This window comes from Hanstruepera marina (assembly GCF_019880635.1).
Lineage (GTDB): Bacteria > Bacteroidota > Bacteroidia > Flavobacteriales > Flavobacteriaceae > Hanstruepera > Hanstruepera marina.
The window spans coordinates 1,531,730-1,552,679 of record NZ_JAINVX010000001.1; the positions used below are offsets into that span (position 1 = coordinate 1,531,730).

Annotated in this window: 24 protein-coding genes and 1 tRNA gene; 5 read left to right on the plus strand and 20 right to left on the minus strand. The window is 35.2% G+C overall.

Annotated features, from left to right (window positions below; all coding sequences use genetic code 11):
- Positions 1–22: 22 nt before the first annotated feature.
- The 3 genes from K7G76_RS07190 (at position 23) to K7G76_RS07200 (ending at position 2,067) form a co-directional block, all read left to right on the plus strand.
- Positions 23–1,195 carry a trans-sulfuration enzyme family protein gene (locus tag K7G76_RS07190; protein WP_223033480.1) on the plus strand — a complete coding sequence of 391 codons (1,173 nt, stop codon included), beginning with the start codon at positions 23–25 and terminating at the stop codon, positions 1,193–1,195.
- 12 nt (positions 1,196–1,207) lie between these two features.
- Positions 1,208–1,930: a bacillithiol biosynthesis deacetylase BshB1 gene (gene bshB1 / locus K7G76_RS07195; RefSeq protein ID WP_223033481.1), complete on the plus strand. Its 723-nt coding sequence runs from the start codon at positions 1,208–1,210 to the stop codon at positions 1,928–1,930.
- Positions 1,931–1,991: 61 nt separating this feature from the next.
- A tRNA-His gene (locus K7G76_RS07200) sits at positions 1,992–2,067 on the plus strand.
- Positions 2,068–2,107: 40 nt separating this feature from the next.
- On the opposite strand, the gene K7G76_RS07205 is transcribed toward K7G76_RS07200, so the two are convergent.
- The 5 genes from K7G76_RS07205 to K7G76_RS07225 all read right to left on the minus strand — a co-directional run bounded on the left by K7G76_RS07205 (position 2,108) and on the right by K7G76_RS07225 (position 6,867).
- Positions 2,108–2,809, minus strand: coding sequence for a class I SAM-dependent methyltransferase (locus tag K7G76_RS07205; RefSeq protein ID WP_223033482.1), 702 nt, complete (start codon positions 2,807–2,809; stop codon positions 2,108–2,110).
- An 88-nt stretch (positions 2,810–2,897) separates the two neighbouring features.
- A complete protein-coding gene (locus K7G76_RS07210; RefSeq protein ID WP_223033483.1) occupies positions 2,898–4,466 on the minus strand; it encodes a M28 family peptidase in 1,569 nt (522 codons plus the stop codon).
- A 144-nt stretch (positions 4,467–4,610) separates the two neighbouring features.
- The gene (locus tag K7G76_RS07215; RefSeq protein WP_223033484.1) at positions 4,611–5,648 is read right to left on the minus strand and encodes a M28 family peptidase; all 1,038 of its coding nucleotides are present in this window, start codon (positions 5,646–5,648) and stop codon (positions 4,611–4,613) included.
- A gap of 96 nt (positions 5,649–5,744) precedes the next feature.
- Positions 5,745–6,086, minus strand: a complete 342-nt coding sequence (locus K7G76_RS07220) for an FUSC family protein (RefSeq protein WP_223033485.1) — start codon at positions 6,084–6,086, stop codon at positions 5,745–5,747.
- A gap of 4 nt (positions 6,087–6,090) precedes the next feature.
- A complete protein-coding gene (locus K7G76_RS07225; RefSeq protein ID WP_223033486.1) occupies positions 6,091–6,867 on the minus strand; it encodes a DUF3108 domain-containing protein in 777 nt (258 codons plus the stop codon).
- A gap of 159 nt (positions 6,868–7,026) precedes the next feature.
- Here K7G76_RS07225 and K7G76_RS07230 point away from each other — a divergent pair, with 159 nt between their 5' ends.
- Together K7G76_RS07230 and K7G76_RS07235 are read left to right on the plus strand one after the other, a co-directional pair.
- Positions 7,027–7,860, plus strand: coding sequence for a universal stress protein (locus K7G76_RS07230; protein ID WP_223033487.1), 834 nt, complete (start codon positions 7,027–7,029; stop codon positions 7,858–7,860).
- 67 nt (positions 7,861–7,927) lie between these two features.
- Positions 7,928–8,470, plus strand: a complete 543-nt coding sequence (locus K7G76_RS07235; RefSeq protein WP_223033488.1) for a hypothetical protein — start codon at positions 7,928–7,930, stop codon at positions 8,468–8,470.
- A 134-nt stretch (positions 8,471–8,604) separates the two neighbouring features.
- On the opposite strand, the gene K7G76_RS07240 is transcribed toward K7G76_RS07235, so the two are convergent.
- The 15 genes from K7G76_RS07240 to K7G76_RS07310 all read right to left on the minus strand — a co-directional run bounded on the left by K7G76_RS07240 (position 8,605) and on the right by K7G76_RS07310 (position 20,917).
- Entirely contained in the window at positions 8,605–9,030 is a 426-nt protein-coding gene (locus tag K7G76_RS07240) for a DoxX family protein (protein WP_223033489.1), read from the minus strand.
- A 204-nt stretch (positions 9,031–9,234) separates the two neighbouring features.
- Positions 9,235–10,098 carry a hypothetical protein gene (locus K7G76_RS07245; RefSeq protein ID WP_223033490.1) on the minus strand — a complete coding sequence of 288 codons (864 nt, stop codon included), beginning with the start codon at positions 10,096–10,098 and terminating at the stop codon, positions 9,235–9,237.
- A gap of 145 nt (positions 10,099–10,243) precedes the next feature.
- The gene (locus tag K7G76_RS07250) at positions 10,244–11,101 is read right to left on the minus strand and encodes a TolB family protein (protein ID WP_223033491.1); all 858 of its coding nucleotides are present in this window, start codon (positions 11,099–11,101) and stop codon (positions 10,244–10,246) included.
- A gap of 138 nt (positions 11,102–11,239) precedes the next feature.
- Positions 11,240–11,983, minus strand: coding sequence for a DUF6090 family protein (locus tag K7G76_RS07255; RefSeq protein WP_223033492.1), 744 nt, complete (start codon positions 11,981–11,983; stop codon positions 11,240–11,242).
- A 160-nt stretch (positions 11,984–12,143) separates the two neighbouring features.
- Positions 12,144–12,983: an NmrA family NAD(P)-binding protein gene (locus tag K7G76_RS07260; protein ID WP_223033493.1), complete on the minus strand. Its 840-nt coding sequence runs from the start codon at positions 12,981–12,983 to the stop codon at positions 12,144–12,146.
- A 37-nt stretch (positions 12,984–13,020) separates the two neighbouring features.
- Positions 13,021–13,515: an anthrone oxygenase family protein gene (locus tag K7G76_RS07265; protein ID WP_223033494.1), complete on the minus strand. Its 495-nt coding sequence runs from the start codon at positions 13,513–13,515 to the stop codon at positions 13,021–13,023.
- A gap of 5 nt (positions 13,516–13,520) precedes the next feature.
- Positions 13,521–14,078, minus strand: coding sequence for an NADPH-dependent FMN reductase (locus K7G76_RS07270; RefSeq protein ID WP_223033495.1), 558 nt, complete (start codon positions 14,076–14,078; stop codon positions 13,521–13,523).
- Positions 14,075–14,467, minus strand: a complete 393-nt coding sequence (locus tag K7G76_RS07275) for a DUF5367 family protein (RefSeq protein WP_223033496.1) — start codon at positions 14,465–14,467, stop codon at positions 14,075–14,077. The genes K7G76_RS07270 and K7G76_RS07275 overlap by 4 nt, the downstream gene beginning before the upstream one ends.
- A gap of 91 nt (positions 14,468–14,558) precedes the next feature.
- Positions 14,559–15,410, minus strand: coding sequence for a helix-turn-helix domain-containing protein (locus tag K7G76_RS07280; RefSeq protein ID WP_223033497.1), 852 nt, complete (start codon positions 15,408–15,410; stop codon positions 14,559–14,561).
- A gap of 100 nt (positions 15,411–15,510) precedes the next feature.
- On the minus strand, positions 15,511–16,044 hold the full coding sequence (locus K7G76_RS07285) for a hypothetical protein (RefSeq protein WP_223033498.1): 534 nt from the start codon (positions 16,042–16,044) through the stop codon (positions 15,511–15,513).
- A 233-nt stretch (positions 16,045–16,277) separates the two neighbouring features.
- Entirely contained in the window at positions 16,278–17,678 is a 1,401-nt protein-coding gene (locus tag K7G76_RS07290; RefSeq protein ID WP_223033499.1) for a S41 family peptidase, read from the minus strand.
- Between the two features lie 170 nt (positions 17,679–17,848).
- Entirely contained in the window at positions 17,849–18,661 is an 813-nt protein-coding gene (locus tag K7G76_RS07295; RefSeq protein WP_223033500.1) for a hypothetical protein, read from the minus strand.
- Between the two features lie 413 nt (positions 18,662–19,074).
- A complete protein-coding gene (locus K7G76_RS07300) occupies positions 19,075–19,503 on the minus strand; it encodes a DUF4268 domain-containing protein (protein ID WP_223033501.1) in 429 nt (142 codons plus the stop codon).
- 8 nt (positions 19,504–19,511) lie between these two features.
- Complete coding sequence (locus tag K7G76_RS07305) at positions 19,512–20,183, minus strand: ZIP family metal transporter (protein WP_223033502.1); 672 nt, start codon at positions 20,181–20,183, stop codon at positions 19,512–19,514.
- Positions 20,184–20,185: 2 nt separating this feature from the next.
- The gene (locus K7G76_RS07310; protein WP_223033503.1) at positions 20,186–20,917 is read right to left on the minus strand and encodes a class I SAM-dependent methyltransferase; all 732 of its coding nucleotides are present in this window, start codon (positions 20,915–20,917) and stop codon (positions 20,186–20,188) included.
- Positions 20,918–20,950: the final 33 nt, after the last annotated feature.

The following is a 20,950-nucleotide window of genomic DNA, read 5'->3' on the forward strand; positions in this document are numbered from 1 at the left end:
TTAGTAGCATAATTTAAAAGTTATGGCAAAGAAAGCTTATGGGCTGAATACGATCTGTACGCATATTGGAGAAATTCAAGACGAACAGTTTAAAGGCTCGGTTTCACCAATATATATGTCTACATCATATCAATTTGAAGATGTTGATATCAAACGCTACCCCAGATACTTTAACACACCCAACCAAGAGTTTTTAGCAAAAAAAATGGCAGCTTTAGAACATGCTGAAGCAGCATTAATATTTGGATCGGGTATGGCTGCTTTAAGCGCGATGTTTTTGACCTTTTTAAAAAAGGGGGATCATTTGGTTGTTCAAAACACATTATACGGTGGAGCAAGTAATTTTATTAAAGAAGAATTTCCGAAGTATGGTATTGAATTTACCTTTACAGATGGCTACCAAATTTCAGATTTTGAACGAGCCATTCAACCCAATACCAAAGTTATACATATTGAAACACCATCAAACCCATTACTGACCATTACAGACATTAAAGGCGTGGCCGAATTGGCAAAATCTAAAGGCATATTGTCAACCATAGATAATACCTTTGCGAGTCCGGTAAACCAAAACCCAATAGATTTTGGTATTGATGTTGTTATGCACTCAGCAACCAAATATATAGGTGGTCATAGTGATATTTTAGCAGGAGTTTTAATGGCATCTGAAGATATAATAAATCGTGTTTGGCATGTTGCCAGAAACTATGGAGGTAGCTTAAGCGATATGACCGTTTGGTTATTGGAACGCAGTATAAAAACATTAGGTTTACGGGTTAAAGCCCAAAATAGAAACGCTAAAAAAATGGCCCGTTTTTTAGAAAACCATGATGATGTAAAGAGCGTTAATTATCCTGGACTAAAATCACATCCCGATTATGCATTGGCTAAAAGCCAAATGAAAGGTTTTGGAGGTATGATGTCCTTTGAGTTACGTGAGGGTTTAGATGCTAGTATTTTTCAAAAACAATTGCAGCTTATTAAATCATCAATGAGTTTGGCAGGAGTAGAGAGCACCATGCTTTCGCCTCACCTAACATCTCATGCTTTATTGACTCAAGAAGAACGTGATAAAGTTGGAATTAGCAATCAGCTTATCAGATTTTCAGTTGGTATTGAATCAAAGAATGATTTAATACACGATATTGAACAAGCGATACAACGTACTAAAGAATTGGTACAAGTTTATATGTAATATAGTAATGACATGAAGTTAGATATTTTAGCCTTTGGCGCTCACCCTGACGATGTAGAACTCGGTTGTGGAGCTGTGTTAGCAAAAGAAGTGGCTCTAGGTAAGAAAGTAGGTATTATTGATTTAACACGTGGAGAACTCGGTACACGAGGTACTGCAGATACACGGGATGAAGAATCTCAACACGCGGCAAAAATATTGGGTGTTACCATGCGAACCAATATGGAATTTGCTGATGGTTTTTTTGTCAATGATAAAGAGCACCAAATTGAGCTTATTAAAATGATTCGCAAGTATAAACCTGAAATCGTTATCTGTAATGCTATTGATGATCGCCACATAGATCATGGAAAGGGTAGTAGTTTGGTGAGTGATGCCTGTTTTTTAAGCGGATTGTTAAAAATTGACACCAAGTGTGATGATTATGATGGTTATCAAGACCCTTGGAGACCTAAAGCCATTTATCATTACATTCAATGGAAAAATTTAGAGCCCGATGTCGTAGTTGATGTTACTGGATATTTAGATACAAAAATGGAAGCCGTTTTAGCCTATAAAACACAATTCTACGATCCTAAAAGTAATGAACCTGAAACACCCATTTCGAGTAAGAATTTTACCGATAGTGTCAAATATAGGGCACGAGATCTAGGGCGTTTAATAGGTGTAGAGCATGCCGAAGGATTTACTGTTGAACGGTATCCTGCAGTGAATAGTTTATTTGATTTAAAATAATATTATAAAAACGCTTTGTAGAAAAAAGGAAATAATTTACATTTGCAGTCCAATTTAAAATGGTGGTTGTAGCTCAGTTGGTTAGAGCGCCTGATTGTGGTTCAGGAGGTCGTCGGTTCGAGACCGATCTTCCACCCAAAATAAAAGCCTTTCAGTTTCTTGAAAGGCTTCTTTTGTTTATACCCTTTCCAATTCGTAAAAGATTTGAGAATTTAAAATTCCATATAAATACTTAAATGGGGAATACTGTTTCTTTATAATTTTTAAACCACTAGCTTTAAATAATTTCTCTAAATCTTTGTGATTAAAACCGACGTGAGAGTGTATGTATCCCGATTGTGTTCTCGTGTCCTTAAAACCTAGGATCGCTTTTGTAACAGACTTTAAACTAGAATTACTGTGTTTTTGACCTACAATGATACGAATACTATTTTTCAAGAGTGCTGTGAGCCCTATTTCTAACGGTACAGAAATAATAATTTTGCTTCTGGAGTCAGTCAACCGTTTTATATCTTCCAAATGTTGTAATTGTTCTGTTTCAGAAAAATGCTCAAGAACTTCAAAACACGTAACATAGTTAAATGTTGTTTGTGCTACATCATTTAAATTGTTTATCACTTTGATGTTAGTGGCTTGATGCGACTCAATATTTCTTTTGAGTTCATCGTACATTTTAGGAAGTGGATCATAACCTACAAGCTCTTTGACGGCTTTTGTTTCTGATACAAGTTGTAGTAGATAGCCATCACCAGTTCCAAAATCCAATAAGGTATCGGTGCTCTTTAAATTTAAAAAGGATAAGGCAACATTAAATCGTATTTTGTGCGAAAAGCGTTTTATAAAAGATTTGTTGTTAACGGTTTGGTTAGCGTATGACATAAGTTAGGTGCAAAAAACAAGCAAATTTAATAAAATAAAAGCCTTTCAGTTTGCTGAAAGGCTTTTATTATGTAATGAAGCAATATTGCTATTCCGTAGCTTTATCTACAACAATACGGTTGTCTCGATTAGCTAATTCCCAAGCAGTGTAAAAAATAAGTTTTGATCGGGTTTCCAATAAATCGTAACGAATTTTATCAGGAGTATCACTTGGTTTGTGATAATCAGCATGGGTACCGTTAAAATAGAATATTACAGGAATGTTGTTTTTTGCAAAATTATAATGATCAGAACGGTAGTAAAAACGGTTAGGATCGTTATCATCGTTATAGGTATAATCAAAATTCATATTGATATACTTCTTATTGATGTCTTCTGAAATATTATGCAGTTCAGTACTTAATTTATCACTTCCAATTAAATATAAATAATTATCGTCTCCAGCCTCCTCATGTTTAGGATCTACACGGCCAATCATATCAATGTTTAAATTGGCTACAGTATTGGCTAAAGGAAAAATAGGTTCAGTATCGGTATAATAAGCAGAACCCAATAAGCCTTTTTCCTCACCAGTTACATGTAAAAATACAACAGAGCGTTTTGGTCCGTGACCATTTTTGGCAGCTTCCTTAAAAGCCTCTGCTATTTCTATAATTGATATGGTACCAGAGCCATCATCATCAGCACCATTGTAAACTTCACCATCTTTAACTCCTTCATGGTCTAAATGGGCAGAAATCACGATATATTCATCAGGTTTTTCTGAACCTTTAATATATGCTGCTACGTTTTCTGATGTAAAATCGTTTGAAGCATTCGTGTATATTAGGTTCATTGAAGCCAAAATAGTTTTAACACTATCATTAGTATCAATATCACTTAAAAGCGCTTTAGCTAAATTTTCATTTATTAAGAAGTAGTACATATCATTAGCTTTGCCTTTTAGAGACATTCTTCCGCTTGAACCACCAAAGCGTCTTGCAGCCATGTCGTAAATAGAAGGGTAATAAAATAAAACAGCAGCAGCGCCTCTATCTTTAGCTGCATCGCGTTTAGCTGCATACTCTTGTCTGAAATTCGACCATTTAGAAGCTTCACTAGTACCACTAATTACATAATTGCCATCCTCGGTTCTTGGTTCACCAGATTTTATAAGTACAACTTTACCCTTAACATTTAAATTTGAATAATTAGAGTATTTATCGTCATCAATACCGTAACTGGCAAATACAATTTCATTGGTATTAATATTGCCATCTTTTGAAGCTAAAACAGACACATAATCATCAATAGCTTTAAACTCCTTATCATTAACGGTTAATGATACTTTAGGGGCTTCCATTATTTGTAAGGGTACCGTTTGAAAATAATCACCATTAGATTGAGCCGCTGGTATACCCATATCGATATAATGCTGCTTTAAGTAATTAACGGCTTTTTTCTGCCCAGGTTGTCCTGTTTCTCTACCTTCAAAATCATCTGATGCATATGTAAACAACATGTCCTTAAGCTCATCAGACGTAATAGTAGATGCATAATCTGATGGATTGACAGGTGTTGAAGCTTGCGTTGATTCTGACTTTGTTGCGTTTTCTTTACCTGATCCACAACCGAGAGTGAGTAAAGCAATACCTAATAGTAATGAAATACGTTTCATAAAAGTATGTATAAAAGAGTTGGTTAACATCACCAGTTTAAGGTGAAAATAATTGTAATGCGATATTACGAAAAAGTACAGAATTTCAATGAATTAGCAATTTCATTTTAACAAACTTTAACAAGGCTAAATCCAACTTGATTATTAAAAATCTTCGTTAAGCAATAAAGCGTCTTCATTGTAAGCTAAATGCCAGGCAGTTGCAAAGATAAGTTGTGTTCTGCGTGCCAGTAAATCGTAATCTATTTTATCTGGTGTATCAGAAGGTTGATGGTAATCGCTATGTTCACCATTAAAGTAAAAAATAACCGGAATATTATGCTTGGCAAAGTTATAATGGTCAGATCTATCGTAATATCTATTTCTGTCGTTTTCGTCGTTATAGGTATAATCCAATTCCATATTAAAGTATTGGTTATTTACTTTTTCAGAGATATAATGAAGCTCCTTACTAATTCTATCGGCACCTATTAAATAGATGTAGTCTTTATTATTGATGTGCTTATTGTCAACACGACCAATCATATCAATATTTAAGTTGGCAAGTGTTTTATTTAATTCAAAAATAGGGTGATTGGTATAATATTGAGAGCCTTGTAGTCCTATTTCTTCGGCTGTTAAATGTAAAAACAGAATACTTCGCTTGGGTTTATGCCCAGCTTGAGCTGCTAGTTTAAAAGCTTGAGCCATTTCCATAACTGCAGAAGTGCCAGAGCCATTATCATCAGCACCTTGGTAGACTAATTCGTTTTCCACGCCCAAATGGTCGTAATGTGCAGATATAATTAGAACTTCTTCGGGTTTTTCAGTGCCTTCAATAAAAGCTAGAACATTTTCACTATTTCCAACATTTTCTGGTAATTTATATGCAGGTATATGTTGAAAATAAAGGGTGTCGCCCAAGGGCGATTTCATGTTTAGATCGACATAATAATTTTTTAAAAATTCTGCGGCTAACTTTTGGCCTTTGCTACCGGCTTCTCTGCCCTCAAAGGCTTCTGAAGTAAAACCGTATAGGTTGGTTTTTAAATCATTGGTAGTGATGGTATTGGCATAATGCATCACCAAACTACTGTCCTGTAAATGGATATCGTTTTTAAGGTTCTCAATTTTTGTACTATACTTTGTGGTAGCACAAGAACCAACAATACAGAACGAAGCTGCAATAATAAATACCTTCATTTTGATGTTATAGCTTAATTGTCAGTCAAATAAAATAAAAAAATAGATAACACCGAAGGAACTATCTATTTTTTGGCTAATATTTAATATTTAAAGCTATTCTATATCAATATCATCTAAATCAAGTTCTTCGAGTTCTTCAATGGCTTCTTCTTCAGATTTTTGTTCTGTTTTTTCCAATTCTTCAGTGTTGCCAACTTCAGATTCATTAAAAATTGATTTGTAGGTAGCCAATGATAGAGCAATGATTGTTAAGATAAAAATAAGCTGAATACTTTTTCTGGGCTCTTGTTGCTGCTTGGCCATTAAAAAAGCAATTAAGCCAAAAACAAGTGCTGCTATGGCAGGAATAAAAGCTAGGTTTGACAAGGGGAGTACCGATAATACAACGGCTAAAACGGCAGCTATGAGTCCTAAAATTCTAAATAATACTTTCATAGGTTTAGTTTAATAGGCCAGAGGCCGATTTAATTTTTAATTCACCATTACCAACAGGGATTTTAAATTTGGCATACACCGGTATTTTGTTGGCATCAGCCGTTAGCCACAATAAATTGTTGTTAGATCCTTGAATAACTTCAGTTTGGGCAGCTATAGCTAGTTTATGACAGCTTTTTCGCCCTACGGCTGTACTTATGGTTTCTTTTCCTTTGTAAATCAAGGAAACTTTATGCTCTTCATTATCAAATATAACAGTAAAATTAAAGACCTTTCCTGCAGAAGCGCCATCTAGATTTAGGGTTCTTATTTGGTAGATGGTTGTAATAATGTCTATGGTTGAAGGCCCAATGGATATGTTTTTATTCTCATCCCATGTTTTACCATCTTTTCGCCTTTTACGCTTTAGGCTTTCAACAGTATTGCTTTTGTGCTTAAATTTATATTGCATAAATTTATAATAGCCCCCTTCATTAATATCCCTTTTGTACATATACGGTTTTAAAGTCGTAGGGCTTACGTAACTTTCGTAAAGATCGCGAATTTTAAAAAAGTTATCCCATTTACTATATGTTGTTGCCTTACATTTTAAATGTAATAATGTTGCTTTTGATGTTTTTACCGATTGGGTTTCCATGGTAACTTCAGCCAAATCAGTCATTATCCCAGACATGTTGTAGGCAGCTGTAAAAACAAGTTTTTCGTTTGACGACACAGCCGTGTTTTGAGCGGTTAGTAGGTTTGTTGAACAAACCAAAAGAGCAACGATTAAATTACGCATAGTTAGTTTTTTTATATAACGAAATACATATCATTTATTGTGCCGAAAATACAAATCAAAAATGGCAACTCATTAAAAATTATGAAATATATGCGAAGCTGATAATTGTCATTTCAATATTATAAACTAATTAGTATCTTATTATAAATATTTAAATCCATGAAAAAGATTCTTATAACAACCGATTTTTCTGATAATGCCAACCATGCTTTGGAGTATGCTATGCAATTATTTAAATATGAAGATTGTCAATTTTATATTCTACATGTTTTAAAGGCATCTACATTTGTTTCAGACGATTTAATGAGTATGTCGCCAACAACTAGTTTATATGACCAACTTATTGCTAGTGCTAAACTAAAATTGGATAAATATATAGATACAGTTAAATCAAAACACAATAATATTCTGCACGAGTTTATACCGGTAATAGATTATGATAATTTAGTGGCAGCTGTAAATCAATTGGTTGACAAAAATAACATTCAATTGGCTATTATGGGTACAAAAGGAGCGTCCAATGTTGCCAAAAAAATACTCGGAAGCAATACCATGCATGTTATTCAAGGTTGCCAAGTCTCGGTTTTAGCTATACCTCATAATTACAATTACAAGCCCATTCACCGTGTAGCCTTTACAAGCCATTATGAAAACAAATATTGTAAAGCCGATTTGAGTACATTAATTAATTTAGTGGAACAAAAAGATTACCAAGTTAGTATTTTACATGTTTCAGACACTAAAGTGTTGACCAAGGAGCAGGAGCAGGTTAAGGCATCTTTAGATGATTGTTTTGAAAATGCTACACACCAATTTACTGAAATAAAAGATGGCACGTTTTTAAGTACTATTAGCCATTATGTAGAATCCCACAGCATAGATATGTTGGCTATGGTGCATAGAAAACATGGATTTTGGGAGAGCCTGTTTACCGAAAATAAAATTCAAAAGATTGCTTACAACATCAATATTCCACTTTTGGTGATGTCCTAACCATTTATTTGTACTTGTCGCTGGATGTTTTGGTATAAAGTTTGTGATTTAGTTTGAAAGCCAACTCATGAAAAAAATACTGCTCCTTTTAGGTTTCATTATTATTTCAAGCTGTATTCCAACACAAATTGCACCTAATATAGAAACTGATAAAGTACAAATAGCAAAAAAGTTTAAACGTGATTTGCCTAAAAATTACGCTTTTATTTTTCAGGACACCAAAAGAGCCAACGAATTTTATAATTTCATAAATATGAAATATAATCGAAAGCATATTGATGTAGAATATAATGTACCCTTTATGGTGAACAAGAAAACGTACTATATGTCTTTTCATGAGCGCGAAAAATCAACCCAAACCATAAATTTGATACCTATTTTTGTTGATGCCGCTAGGGAATCCAGTGATAAATCGCCACTCATGCAAGATTATCATGTTTCAAGAACGGGTAATTGGTATATAGTGTTAACGGTAAGTGATGATGATTTTCAAGACTGTTTAAAACCCGAATACGCAAATCGGGATTTGGTAATACACCATCTTCGTGAATTACAAAAGGAATATTTTAGAACCCATAATTATCTTGAAGCTTATTTAAACAATAATTGAATTATGATGATAATTTATGGAATGGAGCCATCCAGTTTTAAAATATGTGGGTTTTTATAGCTTTATACTTTAATAACTATTCTAAAGGATAGTATGCTTGTGTTTACGTATAACGGGTTAATTATTATAATCTATTAGGGTTTATTAATTAAGCTATCTACCTCCAGATACTTGTTGGTCATCAAGGATAACGCAAAGGCACCAGCAGAAGCCGCAAAAACCGAGTAATCAAAAGCTGATTTAATACCTATTGAAAATGTCATCGAAAGTGCAAACATCAAAAGGAGCCAGCCACTTAACTTGGCAAATAGTTCCGTTTTAAATCCTATAAGTAAAAATAGGGCAAAAATAATTTCTGCAGCGGTAGCCACAGCTCCCAAAGCAGGAATCATGGATTCTGGAAACCAAGGATTGATTAATTGGGTAAATTCTAAAAAGCTGTCCCAATTGCCCCAAGAGGAAATATCTGGACTATACAATCCAAATCGGTCTGCAACAGCCGATAGAAAACCAAAGGCTAGCGCTAGACGTAAAAAGAGTTTAATGATATTTTGAGTCATAATTATAATGTTGGTTTTATGAGTAAATATAATGTTTAGTAATCACTGTTTTGCTCTATAAATCGGTTTCATTAACAATCCTGTCATTAATCCTACCAATAGATTTGTGGGAATCATTGAAAACGTAAAGCTTTCAGAAGCCCAATTTAAGGAAGTTTTTTGGCTCCTCGAATTAAGGATGAAGTTATCAGGCTAACACAACAATCATGACACCTTTTTTGCTACAACACGCACATCTGGATCTGTTAACGTAAGTGATTCTACCACACCATTTTGAATGTCAAACGAAATCTGTACCGAAGGCGCTCCATTATAAGTAAACCGATTGTCACCCAATTTATACAATGCACCACCAAAGCCTCCAATGGGCCCTAAAGATAACAGTTTACGCATGTTAATGGCAATGGTAAACCCATCCGTGTCGCCAGTACCGTATTTATAATTACCTAAATATTTCTGTTGGTCTTCAAGGGATAAGTCTATATAATCTGGACCACTAGCGTTTCCTAAATTGGTTAAATAATCAATGGTACGTTCCAGATTATCATTTTCGGATGCAGTCATACTATCGGTCATACGTCTTCCGTTTAGGGCATGGTCTAACAGACTAATGCCATGCGGACCAGTTATTTGCTGAATACCAGGCGAAGCGGCTATTGTAGCCTTCACCACATCGTAATATCCTAGCATAGCAAAAGTAAATAGGGTAGGGCGCGCGCCTTGACTGATGAGGTATTGTGCAATATCACGCCTACCTACATGCGAAGCAGCACCAATGGCCGACTCAAAATCTCCAAACCGCCATTCCCATACCGATCTTGCCAATTCGGGGCGTTTGTTCACCAAGGTTTTAACGCCATCCAAATCAAAATGTGACTTCCCAACCACCTCGCTAATAACCTCGGGTGGAATATTCGGGAAATGTTCAGGTACAGTACCATTGGAATAGTGGATAAATGAGTTTTGTGTGTTATCACTTAATCCAATATTGGGAACAATTAAACCTAATACGGCCAATGTTCCTAGTTTTAATGTGCTACGCCTATCGAGAAGATTGTTGGTTGCCATAGTGTTGTATTTTAAGAAAGCGTCTTCTTAAATATACAAACGCTTGGTGTAAAAACGGGTATTAAAAAACTGTTTTAACAGGAAATTAGTATTGTTATAAATTTAAGATTTAATAATAATAACTTATAGCCTTTGCCGTAAGTAGTTATTTGTTTTTTAGAATTCTGGGATCACCATCAAATTTGTTATTATGAGTTAGTCTAATTTTGTTTTCTGTTTCCAAATCATAGGAATAAATTTCCCAATTTCCATCTTTATTTGTTCCAAAATAGAGGTTTTTCCCATCTTTTGAAAATCGAGCAATTAGCTCCATGCCTGAACTTTTCGAAATGTTTTTTAGTTCTCCGTTTTCTAAATTCTTAATGACTATTTCTTGGTTTCCTTTTTCAAAATAGTCGGAACTATAAGCCAATAATTTTTTGTTTGATGACAGATCTCCTCTTTCATTGTTTGAATTAGAATTAGTTAACTGACGAATGCTTTTTGAGTCAACTTCATATTCAAAAATTTGATTTTTTCCTAAATGATTACTTGTGAAAATGACATATTTTCCATCATTACTTAAACTTGGATAATTTGCAGAACCACCTATTTCATGTGTTATATTTAAAGTTTCATTTGTTGTCAATCTATACAAGAAAATATCACCTTCACACGTGTATATTTCTAGTCCATCTGAATAGAGAACATTTTTATCATCTAATAAGCAATTGGTTGGATGTTTAAGTCTTGACTCTTTCATTGTTTTTAGATTAAGTTTAACTCTAAAAATAGAATCATTGTTCTGTCTTAAAAAACTAATTTCATTTTTATTAATCCAAGTTGGACTCCATTCTTCAAATGCTGTTTGAGTTAGAGGCATTTGATTTTTTCCATCAAAATCCATTATGTAAATATCGGAATTTCCATTTCTATTTGATGAGAACAGTATGTTACCCTTGTCTTTTGCGCAACTTATAAAAAGTGAAATTGAGATTAATAAAAATGTATATTGTTTTCTCATTGTTTATGTTTTTGTAAGGTGTAACCTTTTCTGCAATTGCCAATTATAGATTTATAATATACTATTTTCGGTTTATAAATTGCAAACCAATTTTCAGCTGTAACCAAAAAACCAATTATCAATTAAGGAATAAGTTTGTTAGTATGCCTTTTGGTGTAATTTCAAAAGTTCTAGTAGTTCTTCGGTTTTTATAATAACATTTTGCGTAGCCTCTATATACCTACTTATGGCGTGTCCTTGTATTCGTAAGGTATTAATGTAAATCGGAGCATGGGCTTCGGCACTCTTGTTGATCCATAGGTTTTTTATGACAGTACTGTTTGATCGATTGTTGGGAATGTACTGTTTCAAATAGCTATTATACATTTCAAAATATGAGGCTCTATTTCCATTTGAAATACCTATTTCAGTTTGTTGTAAGCTATTCAGTTCCATAATGCGTTCAATAAGTTCATCTTCAAACAAACCAATATCACCGGTAGCTATAAGAATATTGAAGGTGTTATTGTTGTATACGTTCATGGTTCTTAAACCCGTTATGGGTTTGTTTTGGGCCAACACTTGTATGTCCTCGAGTGTGGTGTTCGGGTTTTCAAGAATAGCAATTACCGAATCAACGCGTTGTAGAAAAAAGGGACCTTGATTTTGTTTTATCCGTGTATGTAACTGTAGCGTATCTTGGGTGAGGTCGTTTATTAGGTTTTGGGTATAATTGGCCTTTAACTTATTTTCTTTTACAGAAGTATGCCAGGCATTTATTTGAACGGCAATCAATATCCCAATGACCACTAGTACAATTTCACCAATGGCATATTTTAAGTACTTACTGGTGATACCTTCTGAAAGTAGACTTTGCCTAATTTTTCTAAAGAATTTTATCATTGTTTTTTAGTTGGTCAAAATGGACACATCGTGTTCGTGTATGATGAGTAACAACTTTATCTGCGTTACCATTCGGAAAGCAAATTACAAAATAAAAAAACGAATAGCGACTTGAATTGAAATTCAAATCGCTATTACTTATAAACGTTGTTGACAATAGTTATGTAACACTTACCTGGTTCCAAATTCCAGTTTCACTGGTTTCTTGAGCATATTCCGAAAATGTTTTTGCTTTTCTGCCTAAAACGCGTTCAATATCATTAACTACTAGTTGATTTTTTGGATTGGTTAAAACATGACTAAATAAATACTCAATTAGCCACACAACATCATGAGGTATTTGCATTTGCTTCATGCCCTCAATATACTGCTCTAATGTAATATCATAGAAGTTTAATCTTCTTTTGCTAGCCTTTGAAATGATATTCACAATATCCTTAAACGTGATTAATTCTGGGCCAGTTACCTCTATAATTTCACCATTATAAGAATCATCCAGTAGTACAGTTGCTGCTACTTCTGCAATATCATTAACATCTACAAATGGAATTAAAACATCTGACATTGGTAGTGCTACTTCTCCAGAAAGAATAGGATCTAAAAAGAAACTTTCGCTCCAATTTTGGTTGAACCAGGATGCTCTTACGATAGTGTAACCTATACCCGAATCCATAACAATGTTTTCACAAGCTTCTGCTTCGGTTTCACCTTTTCCAGAAAGTAAAACCATTTTTTTTACTCCTAATTCTTTAGCTAAATAAGTTAAACTTTCTATGGCTTCTTTAGCTCCTGGAACCGCTAGGTCAGGATAATACGTAACATACATTCTTTCGATGCCGTTTAAAGCATCCACCCAAGTATCTTTATTATCCCAATCAAAGCTTGGTGATGCACTTCTTGACCCAATTCTTGGTTCAATACCCTTGTTTTGTAATTGTTCTACTACTCGGCGACCAGTTTTTCCAGTCCCTCCGATAACTAAAATGTCTTCTGATTTCATGTTTTAAAATTTTTAAAGTTTATAATTATTGTGTTTTTTATTTTGAATAGATCAATCCAATTAACAAGAGTGAAAAGGATGTGAAAGATGCTACAGTGCGCTGAATGTGCCAACGATTCCAAGGATGCTCAAATTTGGTTCTTAATTCTTTAAGCTCAAATGTTGAAAGATGTTCTAATACCGTTTTATCAAGTAGTTCATTGAGTGGAACGTTTTTAAATACCGTAATAAGACCAATACCTAAAAAAAAGAAAACTGCCGCTATGGTAAATGACCAGAATGTTGTTGGGTATGCATTACGATGTAAATAGGCGTTAATAAACAAGAGAATCACAGGACCAAAAAATATAATGAGAAAACTTGGATTGATGATGGTACGATTCATTGCCTGAAAAGATTGCAAGAACCTTAAATCATCCAACCTGCCAATGCCTGGTGTTATGGCGTTTGACCAAGTAAAGCATAATCCTGCTGTTAGTCCTGTAAATAAGATGCTCAACATCAATACGATAATTTTAAATTTTATTTCCATTTTGATTATTGTTTGTGGATGAAATCCTGTTTAATGTATTGCTGTTCAAAAAGAAGTGCCTTTTGATTAAGTTCTTGGTTTAGGCTTTCATTGGTTATCCCATCTTCTGAAAAATTATCATAAAAAGAGGGCAATGAAAATGTATCTGTGATGTTGGCTCCCATAAAGGGGAAGTAGTTAGCTGCAGCCTGCAATACGGTAGAGCCACCGCGACCACCAGGTGAAGTAGCCATTAAAAGCATAGGTTTTTCTCTCCATGTTTTCATATTAACGCGAGATAGCCAGTCGATTGTGTTTTTAAATACTGCTGTATAAGACCCATTATGTTCTGCAAGAGAAATTATAAAACCATCTGCTGTATCAAATAACTGGTCTAGTCTTTTAACTGCAGTTGGGATACCATTTTTAGCTTCAAAATCAACTCCATAAATGGGTAGAACAAAATCGTTTAAGTCAATAGAAATAATTTCTACATTTTCCAGTAAACCAGATGCATAGGACAACAACCTTTTGTTGATAGATTTTTGACTGTTGCTACCTGCTATTGTAATTATTGTTTTCATTTTTTGTTGTTTTGAGTTAGATGTTTTCCGAAATAAAATACGATTAAGTAAAACTCAACTACAATGGTATAAAACATCGGATCCCCGAAGAATTCTGAATAGCTTCCACCATTTGGAATTATAAATACTGGAACTGTAATTATTACATCTAGAAGCGTAGCCACCATAACGAATGTAAGTCCTAATAGAGATGGTTTTATGTGACTTTTTGTATAGAACACATATGTTCCTATACCTGCGCTAGGTATGATACCTAAAGCCAATGCGATATTAGATTGAAGTTCCGGATTTTCTAAAATGGGAACATAAAATGATAAGAGGTAAAAGCTAACACCCAAAATCCAAACGAGTATACCACATAAAATGCTAAATAAATTTTTACTGATCATAATCTTTAGTTTTTAAATTATGATACAAATCTATAGCAGCTGTCTTCCAGCGACTTATTCAGAAAGAATTATGATTTATTCGAAAAGAATTTTACACTTGGCTAGGTCTGTAGCCAAACTTTTTTTCAAAAGCGTTAGAGAACGACCCCAAACTATCGTAACCTACAGCCCAAGCGGCTTCTTGAATTGTTTTTTGCTCGTTTTTAATTAAACTATAGGCCTTTTTTAAACGTTCGTTTTGTAAGTATTTAAAAACTGGAACACCAAACTGTGCTTTAAATTCTATTTTAAGTGTATTGGTATTGGTTCCAATTCTATGGGCAAGCTCTGTTAAGGAAGGTGGATTTTCTAAATCGGATACTAAAATTTCTTGAGCTAGATGAATTTTTTCAAGTTGAGAAGAGTTAAAAGTTGTTTTTTCTTGTTTTGCCAGTTGGCCAAAGTAATGCGAAAGTAAAGCTGTAATATGACTTTTATAGAATAGCATTTTAATTTCGCCTTCGTAAGCATTACTAAAGAATTGTTCAACCAGTTGAAACATTTCTGGGCTCATATTATATACCGGACCTTCAACATAATGATCTTTTGGATGTACTAATTGATGTAAAAATTGTTCCAAAAACTGACTTTCTCCATTAGGTAGTTTGTCTAAATTCCTAATAGTAGTTGCTATTACTAGACATTGCAAAGATTTTAGTTTAGAAACATGATGCTCAAATGCTACTTTACTATCTGCATAAAATGAGAGTACCATACCTTTGGTATGATGGAACTCTTTAATTCGCCCATCAAATTTTACCTTAAGACCAACATCGCCTGCACCATAAAATGCGATAGCTATTACAGGTTCATCAAAAAAGCATGAATCAACTAAACTATTATCGGTAGAAGCTTCTTCCAATAAAATGGTATAATCATTTATATCTATTATTTCACGATTCATCCTTACTACTTATCTCAATCAGCTTTAATTATTACGAATGTTCCATACAGGGTGCATATCACGAAGGGTATCTTCTATACACAATTGTTGGAGGTGGTTTTTAATTAATTTTTTTAGGTCTTTCTGCCGGGAAACTCAGATCTCTGTGACCACCTACACATAGCCATTTGCCATTTTCATAAACAAGCATCTCTGACCATCTCAAAATAGCGTCATCAAAAATATCACCAGTTTGCCATCCAGAATCAGTATCAGAACCAATCCATTCAAACTTTTCATTAGAAGTAAAGTGAACAATTGCAGCATCTCCTAATGGGGAAATCTTAATTTCTCCAAGTTCAAGCTCCATCTTCATAACGGTTTCATTGCCTTTTGCCTCCTCCCAAAAAATTTTATGAGATTCATTGTCAATTAATTCATTGGAAGATGTGGACCATTTTTTCCAATCTAGGTGCTGGGTCTGCATGTAGGCTTCCAAGTCATTATCCCGCCATGCATAAAATCGCTTTTCAATAACGGCCCAAACCTCTTTCTTCAGTTCATCCTGATTTATTTCTTGAGTATTCTTTTCTGTAGACATGTCGCAGGAAAAAGTAATAATTACGACTATAAATAATGTGAATACTTTCCTCATTTTATCTGTTTTTAATTGTTACTAACAGGCATATAACATTACTAGTAGTGTTATACAATTATCTAAATCTAATCATTTTAAACCACTTACCATACGTATAAGCATTTAGTTTTTGGATAAAACCTCCTTGAGGCTTACATCGGGTCAGCCTATAAAATCACTATAAAGCGCCATGTCAAATATGTTGGTATTCCACAACAGACAATGAATCCATTAAAATCATACCTGTTAGGCTAGTTTTTGGTATTCATAGCCTTTTTAGCAGTTTGTAAATTATCTTTAAACAAATCCAAATTAGGGTGTGCTTGCGAAGTAGCCAGATCCACAGCTTTTTGGTAATTGCTTACAGAAGCTTCTTTGTCACCATTGGCCATGAGGCTTTCGGCATAACTGTCGTACACATTGGGCGAGTCGGGATACAAAAGCGTATTGGCTTTAAAAATACAGGTGGCTATTTGGGGCTTGCCTTTTTCCATTAAATAGGTATAGCCTAAATTGTTAATACCGCCTTCATCCATTAGGTTGGCTTCTTGGCAAACTTGTAACTGCTTGTAAATAGCAGTTTCCGAGCTGCCGGCTGTGTACTGTTCCAACTGGCTGTTCAGGTCTTGTAGGAGTTGGGTAAAATGGGCATTGCGTTTCGCACGGTAAGCTTTGGCGGCTTCTACAGCGAGGTCCAGCGTAGTTTGGTAGGTGTCTTCTGGAGTGGTTTTTACTTCGGGCACCACACCAACGCCTTCCCAATTGGTTTGGGTAATGGGGTTTATGGCGCGACCACTGGGAATAAACACATTTAGGTTCTCATTAATAGGCATGGTGCCACCAGGGTTAGCACCACCACCAGTAGTTTGCCCTACCAAAGTAGCGCGCTTTTGGGTTTGCATATTATAGGAGAATTCTTCGGCACCAGAAAAAGTACGGTTACTGGTCATCACAAATAAAGGCACATCAGGTAACTTGGTGCCGTTTACCTGCTCTAGAGTCCAGAATTCTTCGGTCACGTCACCATCGCGCCAGTAAAGGCTGTTTAGGTGTCTGTGGTCGTCAAAAAAATAACTGCAGAGGTATTGTACCATTCTAGGGCTACCACCACCGTTTTGGGTAAGGTCTATAATAATGGCATCGGCACGGGAAATGAACTGCATGGCTGCATCGGCATGGGCTTGGCCATTTTCCAGGCCAGAAAACCCGCGCAAATCCAAATAGCCCACATTGCCTGGTATTACCTTCACATCCACAAATCCGGCATTGTACCAGCGGGTACGGTTCATGCGGTCCAGTTGTTCTTCTATGGCACGTTCTGGCGAATTATCGGGTGCTACATAAGGCGGATTCGTCCTGATGCGCATGTGCTTGTCTTTATTAATGCTTTGCACACTTTCGGTTAGGGCAGCCGCAAAGGCTTCGTCTGTGGTATAGGTATCAAAATGTCCGGCCGATAACTGGTTTTTTAAGTGGGTCTCGGTGGCTTGGGCAACATCGGGAAACACATAATAGTCGTTCATGAGTTCCGAGAGCTTGGCAATCACGTCTTGCTTATAGCTGTTGCTTAATGCGCTATCTTGCGCAAAGCTTAAACGGACTTGTAATAAAAAGGCTAAAAGCAGAACGGAAATGGAGTAATATAATCTCATAAGTTTAAGTTTGATTGATGAATTGTAAAAATCCTAAATATTTTTGGTTTAAGCAAATAAGGAATTTTAGATCCTGAAACAAGTTCAGGATGACAAGATAATTTAAACCCAATTCCTGCGCAGCAGGAAGCCGCTGTAGTCAGTATATATAACCAAATATCATAGCGACTTTAATAATCGTAAAACTCCTTTACTATAAAATTTAATTCATCCTGCTTGGGTTTAATTAATGAGTTCAAATAGTATCGGTGAAAATAACCGTTTAACACAACTATTTTCTTGTAATCGGATTCTTTGATAAAATGTAAAATATTTTTAGCCATGGTTTGGTTTCTTAAATCCCAAAATTCAGATGCTCGTTTATAACCCTCAAAATAACTGATACTATCACCATCTTGCTTCACAAAATAGGTTTCAGAGAAAACGGGATATTGAGCCATGATGTTTAAAAACTCTTGATACTGATAGGTTTGCCTAGCTTCCGCAATGTTATCTGTTTCTATACTGTTAAATGCTCGGGTACCTTGGTAGGCCAATGCATTAAGGGAATTATTTATTTTAAGAAAGTGTTCATAGGTTTTAGAATCCCCAGCCTCCAATAAATTATTTTTATAAAGGCTGTCTAGCAATTGTGAGGCTTTGCCGTCTGTTGGTCTTGATCCTATTTTTATGCGATATTCGTTTCTTCCTGTAAATTCATAGGGTCTAACATCGACATCAAAGGTGTTCATATACTTTACGGTAGCAATATTCTCATTGCTATCCCAGGTTTTTTTAAATTCAAACGCTGATGTAAAAAATGAAGAATCCACTTCAAAAAGTATCAAATCGGGCTTAATCTTGACCAGAATATTATAAAGACTATCTGGCGAAAAATTTTCAACTGGCTGATGAACGGTACCAAGAAGCACCAGTTCCTTTTTTTTAGGAGCACAACAGCAAAGTAGTACACTCATTACAATCAATCCTAAAAATCTGCGCATGGGTATCGGTTTTTAATCGTAGTTCTTAATCTAAAATAGCCTTAAAAATAGTAATTTAACAATACATCCATTGTCATTGACTTCGTCGAATCTTCCATTTCCTACATTTTAGATTCCACATCAAGTGTGGTCAAGTAAATTAAAACCCCATTCCTGCGCAGCAGGAACCCGCTGTAGTTAGTATAGATAACCAAATACCGTGAAGAATTTTTGAAGCCTTGGAAAAAATTCAGGTATTTGGTTATGGTTTTTATGGTTAGTATAGAACCATAAAAAATACCTACCTACAGCAAAGGTGTTTTTTTGGTCCTTTTTTGCACATCCAAAAAAGGGCACAAGTGCAAAGAGAACCATCAATATGTCTAGCGTTTTTAGTTTAATTCGTATCTCAGCAGACAGGCGTCAAGAAAAGTCTAACTCTTTATCACATCTTTATACTCCTCAAAAAACGCTTCAAACCGACTCATCGTGTCATTAAAAAATACCATAACCTCTTGCCAACTATTCTTATTATGAATACTCACTTTACCTTCCAACGGCACATAAATACGCGATATTTCTTTACCATTATCTAAATAGAAGGTTTCTTCATATATAGCATCAGGAAGATAATCGTCTTGAAGAATACTTTTAAGCGCCACTAACTTTTCCCAATAGTTGATGCGGTTTTCCAAGTCGCTTTCCACATCCAAGGACACCAGAGCCTGTTTGGTATCAAAATCAAACTTAAAGCTAAAGCCTTTTATCTTGGTATTGTACAAAATCCATTTTCTGGGAAACGATTTTCCAAAACTCGTCCAAAATGTTTCTCGTAGTATACGCGATTCTTCTTTGCTAAACATAATAACACTTAAATAAAATAGGCCAGAACAATAGCTGCAATTATAGTGAGTAGCTTGGTGAGGTTAAATTTATGGCCTTCGTTGCTCTCAAATAAAATGGTGGTGGATATATGTAGAAAGATACCGATTACAATGGCCGAAATCTCATTGTAATAGCTTTTAATAAATCCAAGCGTATCCGATAAATATACACCCAGCGGTGTCATTAAAGCAAACAAAATCAAGAATAAGGCAATCTTCAGTTTCGATAACTGCGACTGCATAAAAAAGGTGGCTAAAATAATAGCTACCGGTAGTTTGTGTACTATAACACCGTAAACCAAATTGTGGTGGGCATCCAGCGGAATACCTTCCAACACGGCATGAACACTTAAGCTAATAAACAATACCCACGGAAAAATGGTTTTGGTCTTATCTAAATGCATATGGCCGTGTTCAGCCCCTTTAGAGAAAAACTCCAGTACAATTTGCAGCATGATACCTACCATAATGTAAACACCAATATGCTTATGGCCATGGGCATACACTTCAGGTAAAAAATTAAATACGGTAATAGACAGTAAAAAGGCACCACTAAACGCCAGTAACAGCTTTAGGTGTTTAAGTTTTTGTGGCTTTAAAATCAATACCACAGCAAAGCCCAACAACACCGAAAAAATAGGTAGAAAGTAATTCAGCATGTTTATTTAAAAATCAGGATTAAGCGTTCAGATGTTTTGTTGTCAAACTTACGCAATTTATAATCACCAAATACATCCAGTAAATATACATTAGCTTGTTCAAAAAGGGCTTCAAAATCGTTAAGGGTAAATGCCCTTACACGCTCTTCATAATTGTAGGTTTCCCCATTATGGGTAAAGGTAATGTGCTTTATAATATAACCGTCTTTATAGGTGCGTTTTAAATGAAAGTCTATACCATCAACGGTTTTGGTTTCTTCGGGCACTAAATTATCAATCACGTAATCGGTATTCATAAAGTCAATCACCCCAAAACCAAACGGATTCAAGTTATCGCGTATAGCTTCAATGGTTTTTAGGTTGTCGGCTTCCTCTTCAAAATACCCAAAGCTGGTGAACAAATTAAATACGGCATCAAAGCGTTTGCCAAACGGTTGGCACATATCATGAACCTGAAAGCGTAACGTGTCATTCTCATACTGCTTGGCATGGGCAATACTGTTTTCCGACAAATCGGCTCCCGTAACCGTGTAACCCAAAGAATTTAAATACACAGAATGCCGCCCTTTGCCACAAGCCAGATCCAGAATGGTTCCCCCTTCAGGAATGTTGAGGTACTGCGTCAGGTTGTCCATAAATAACTGGGCTTCGCCATAGTCCCTGTCCTTGTACAAAATATGATAAAATGGGGTGTCAAACCACGATGCAAACCAAGCTGTTGTGTCTTTTGTCATAATTAGTTCCATGAAAACGGCAATCTTTTTAAG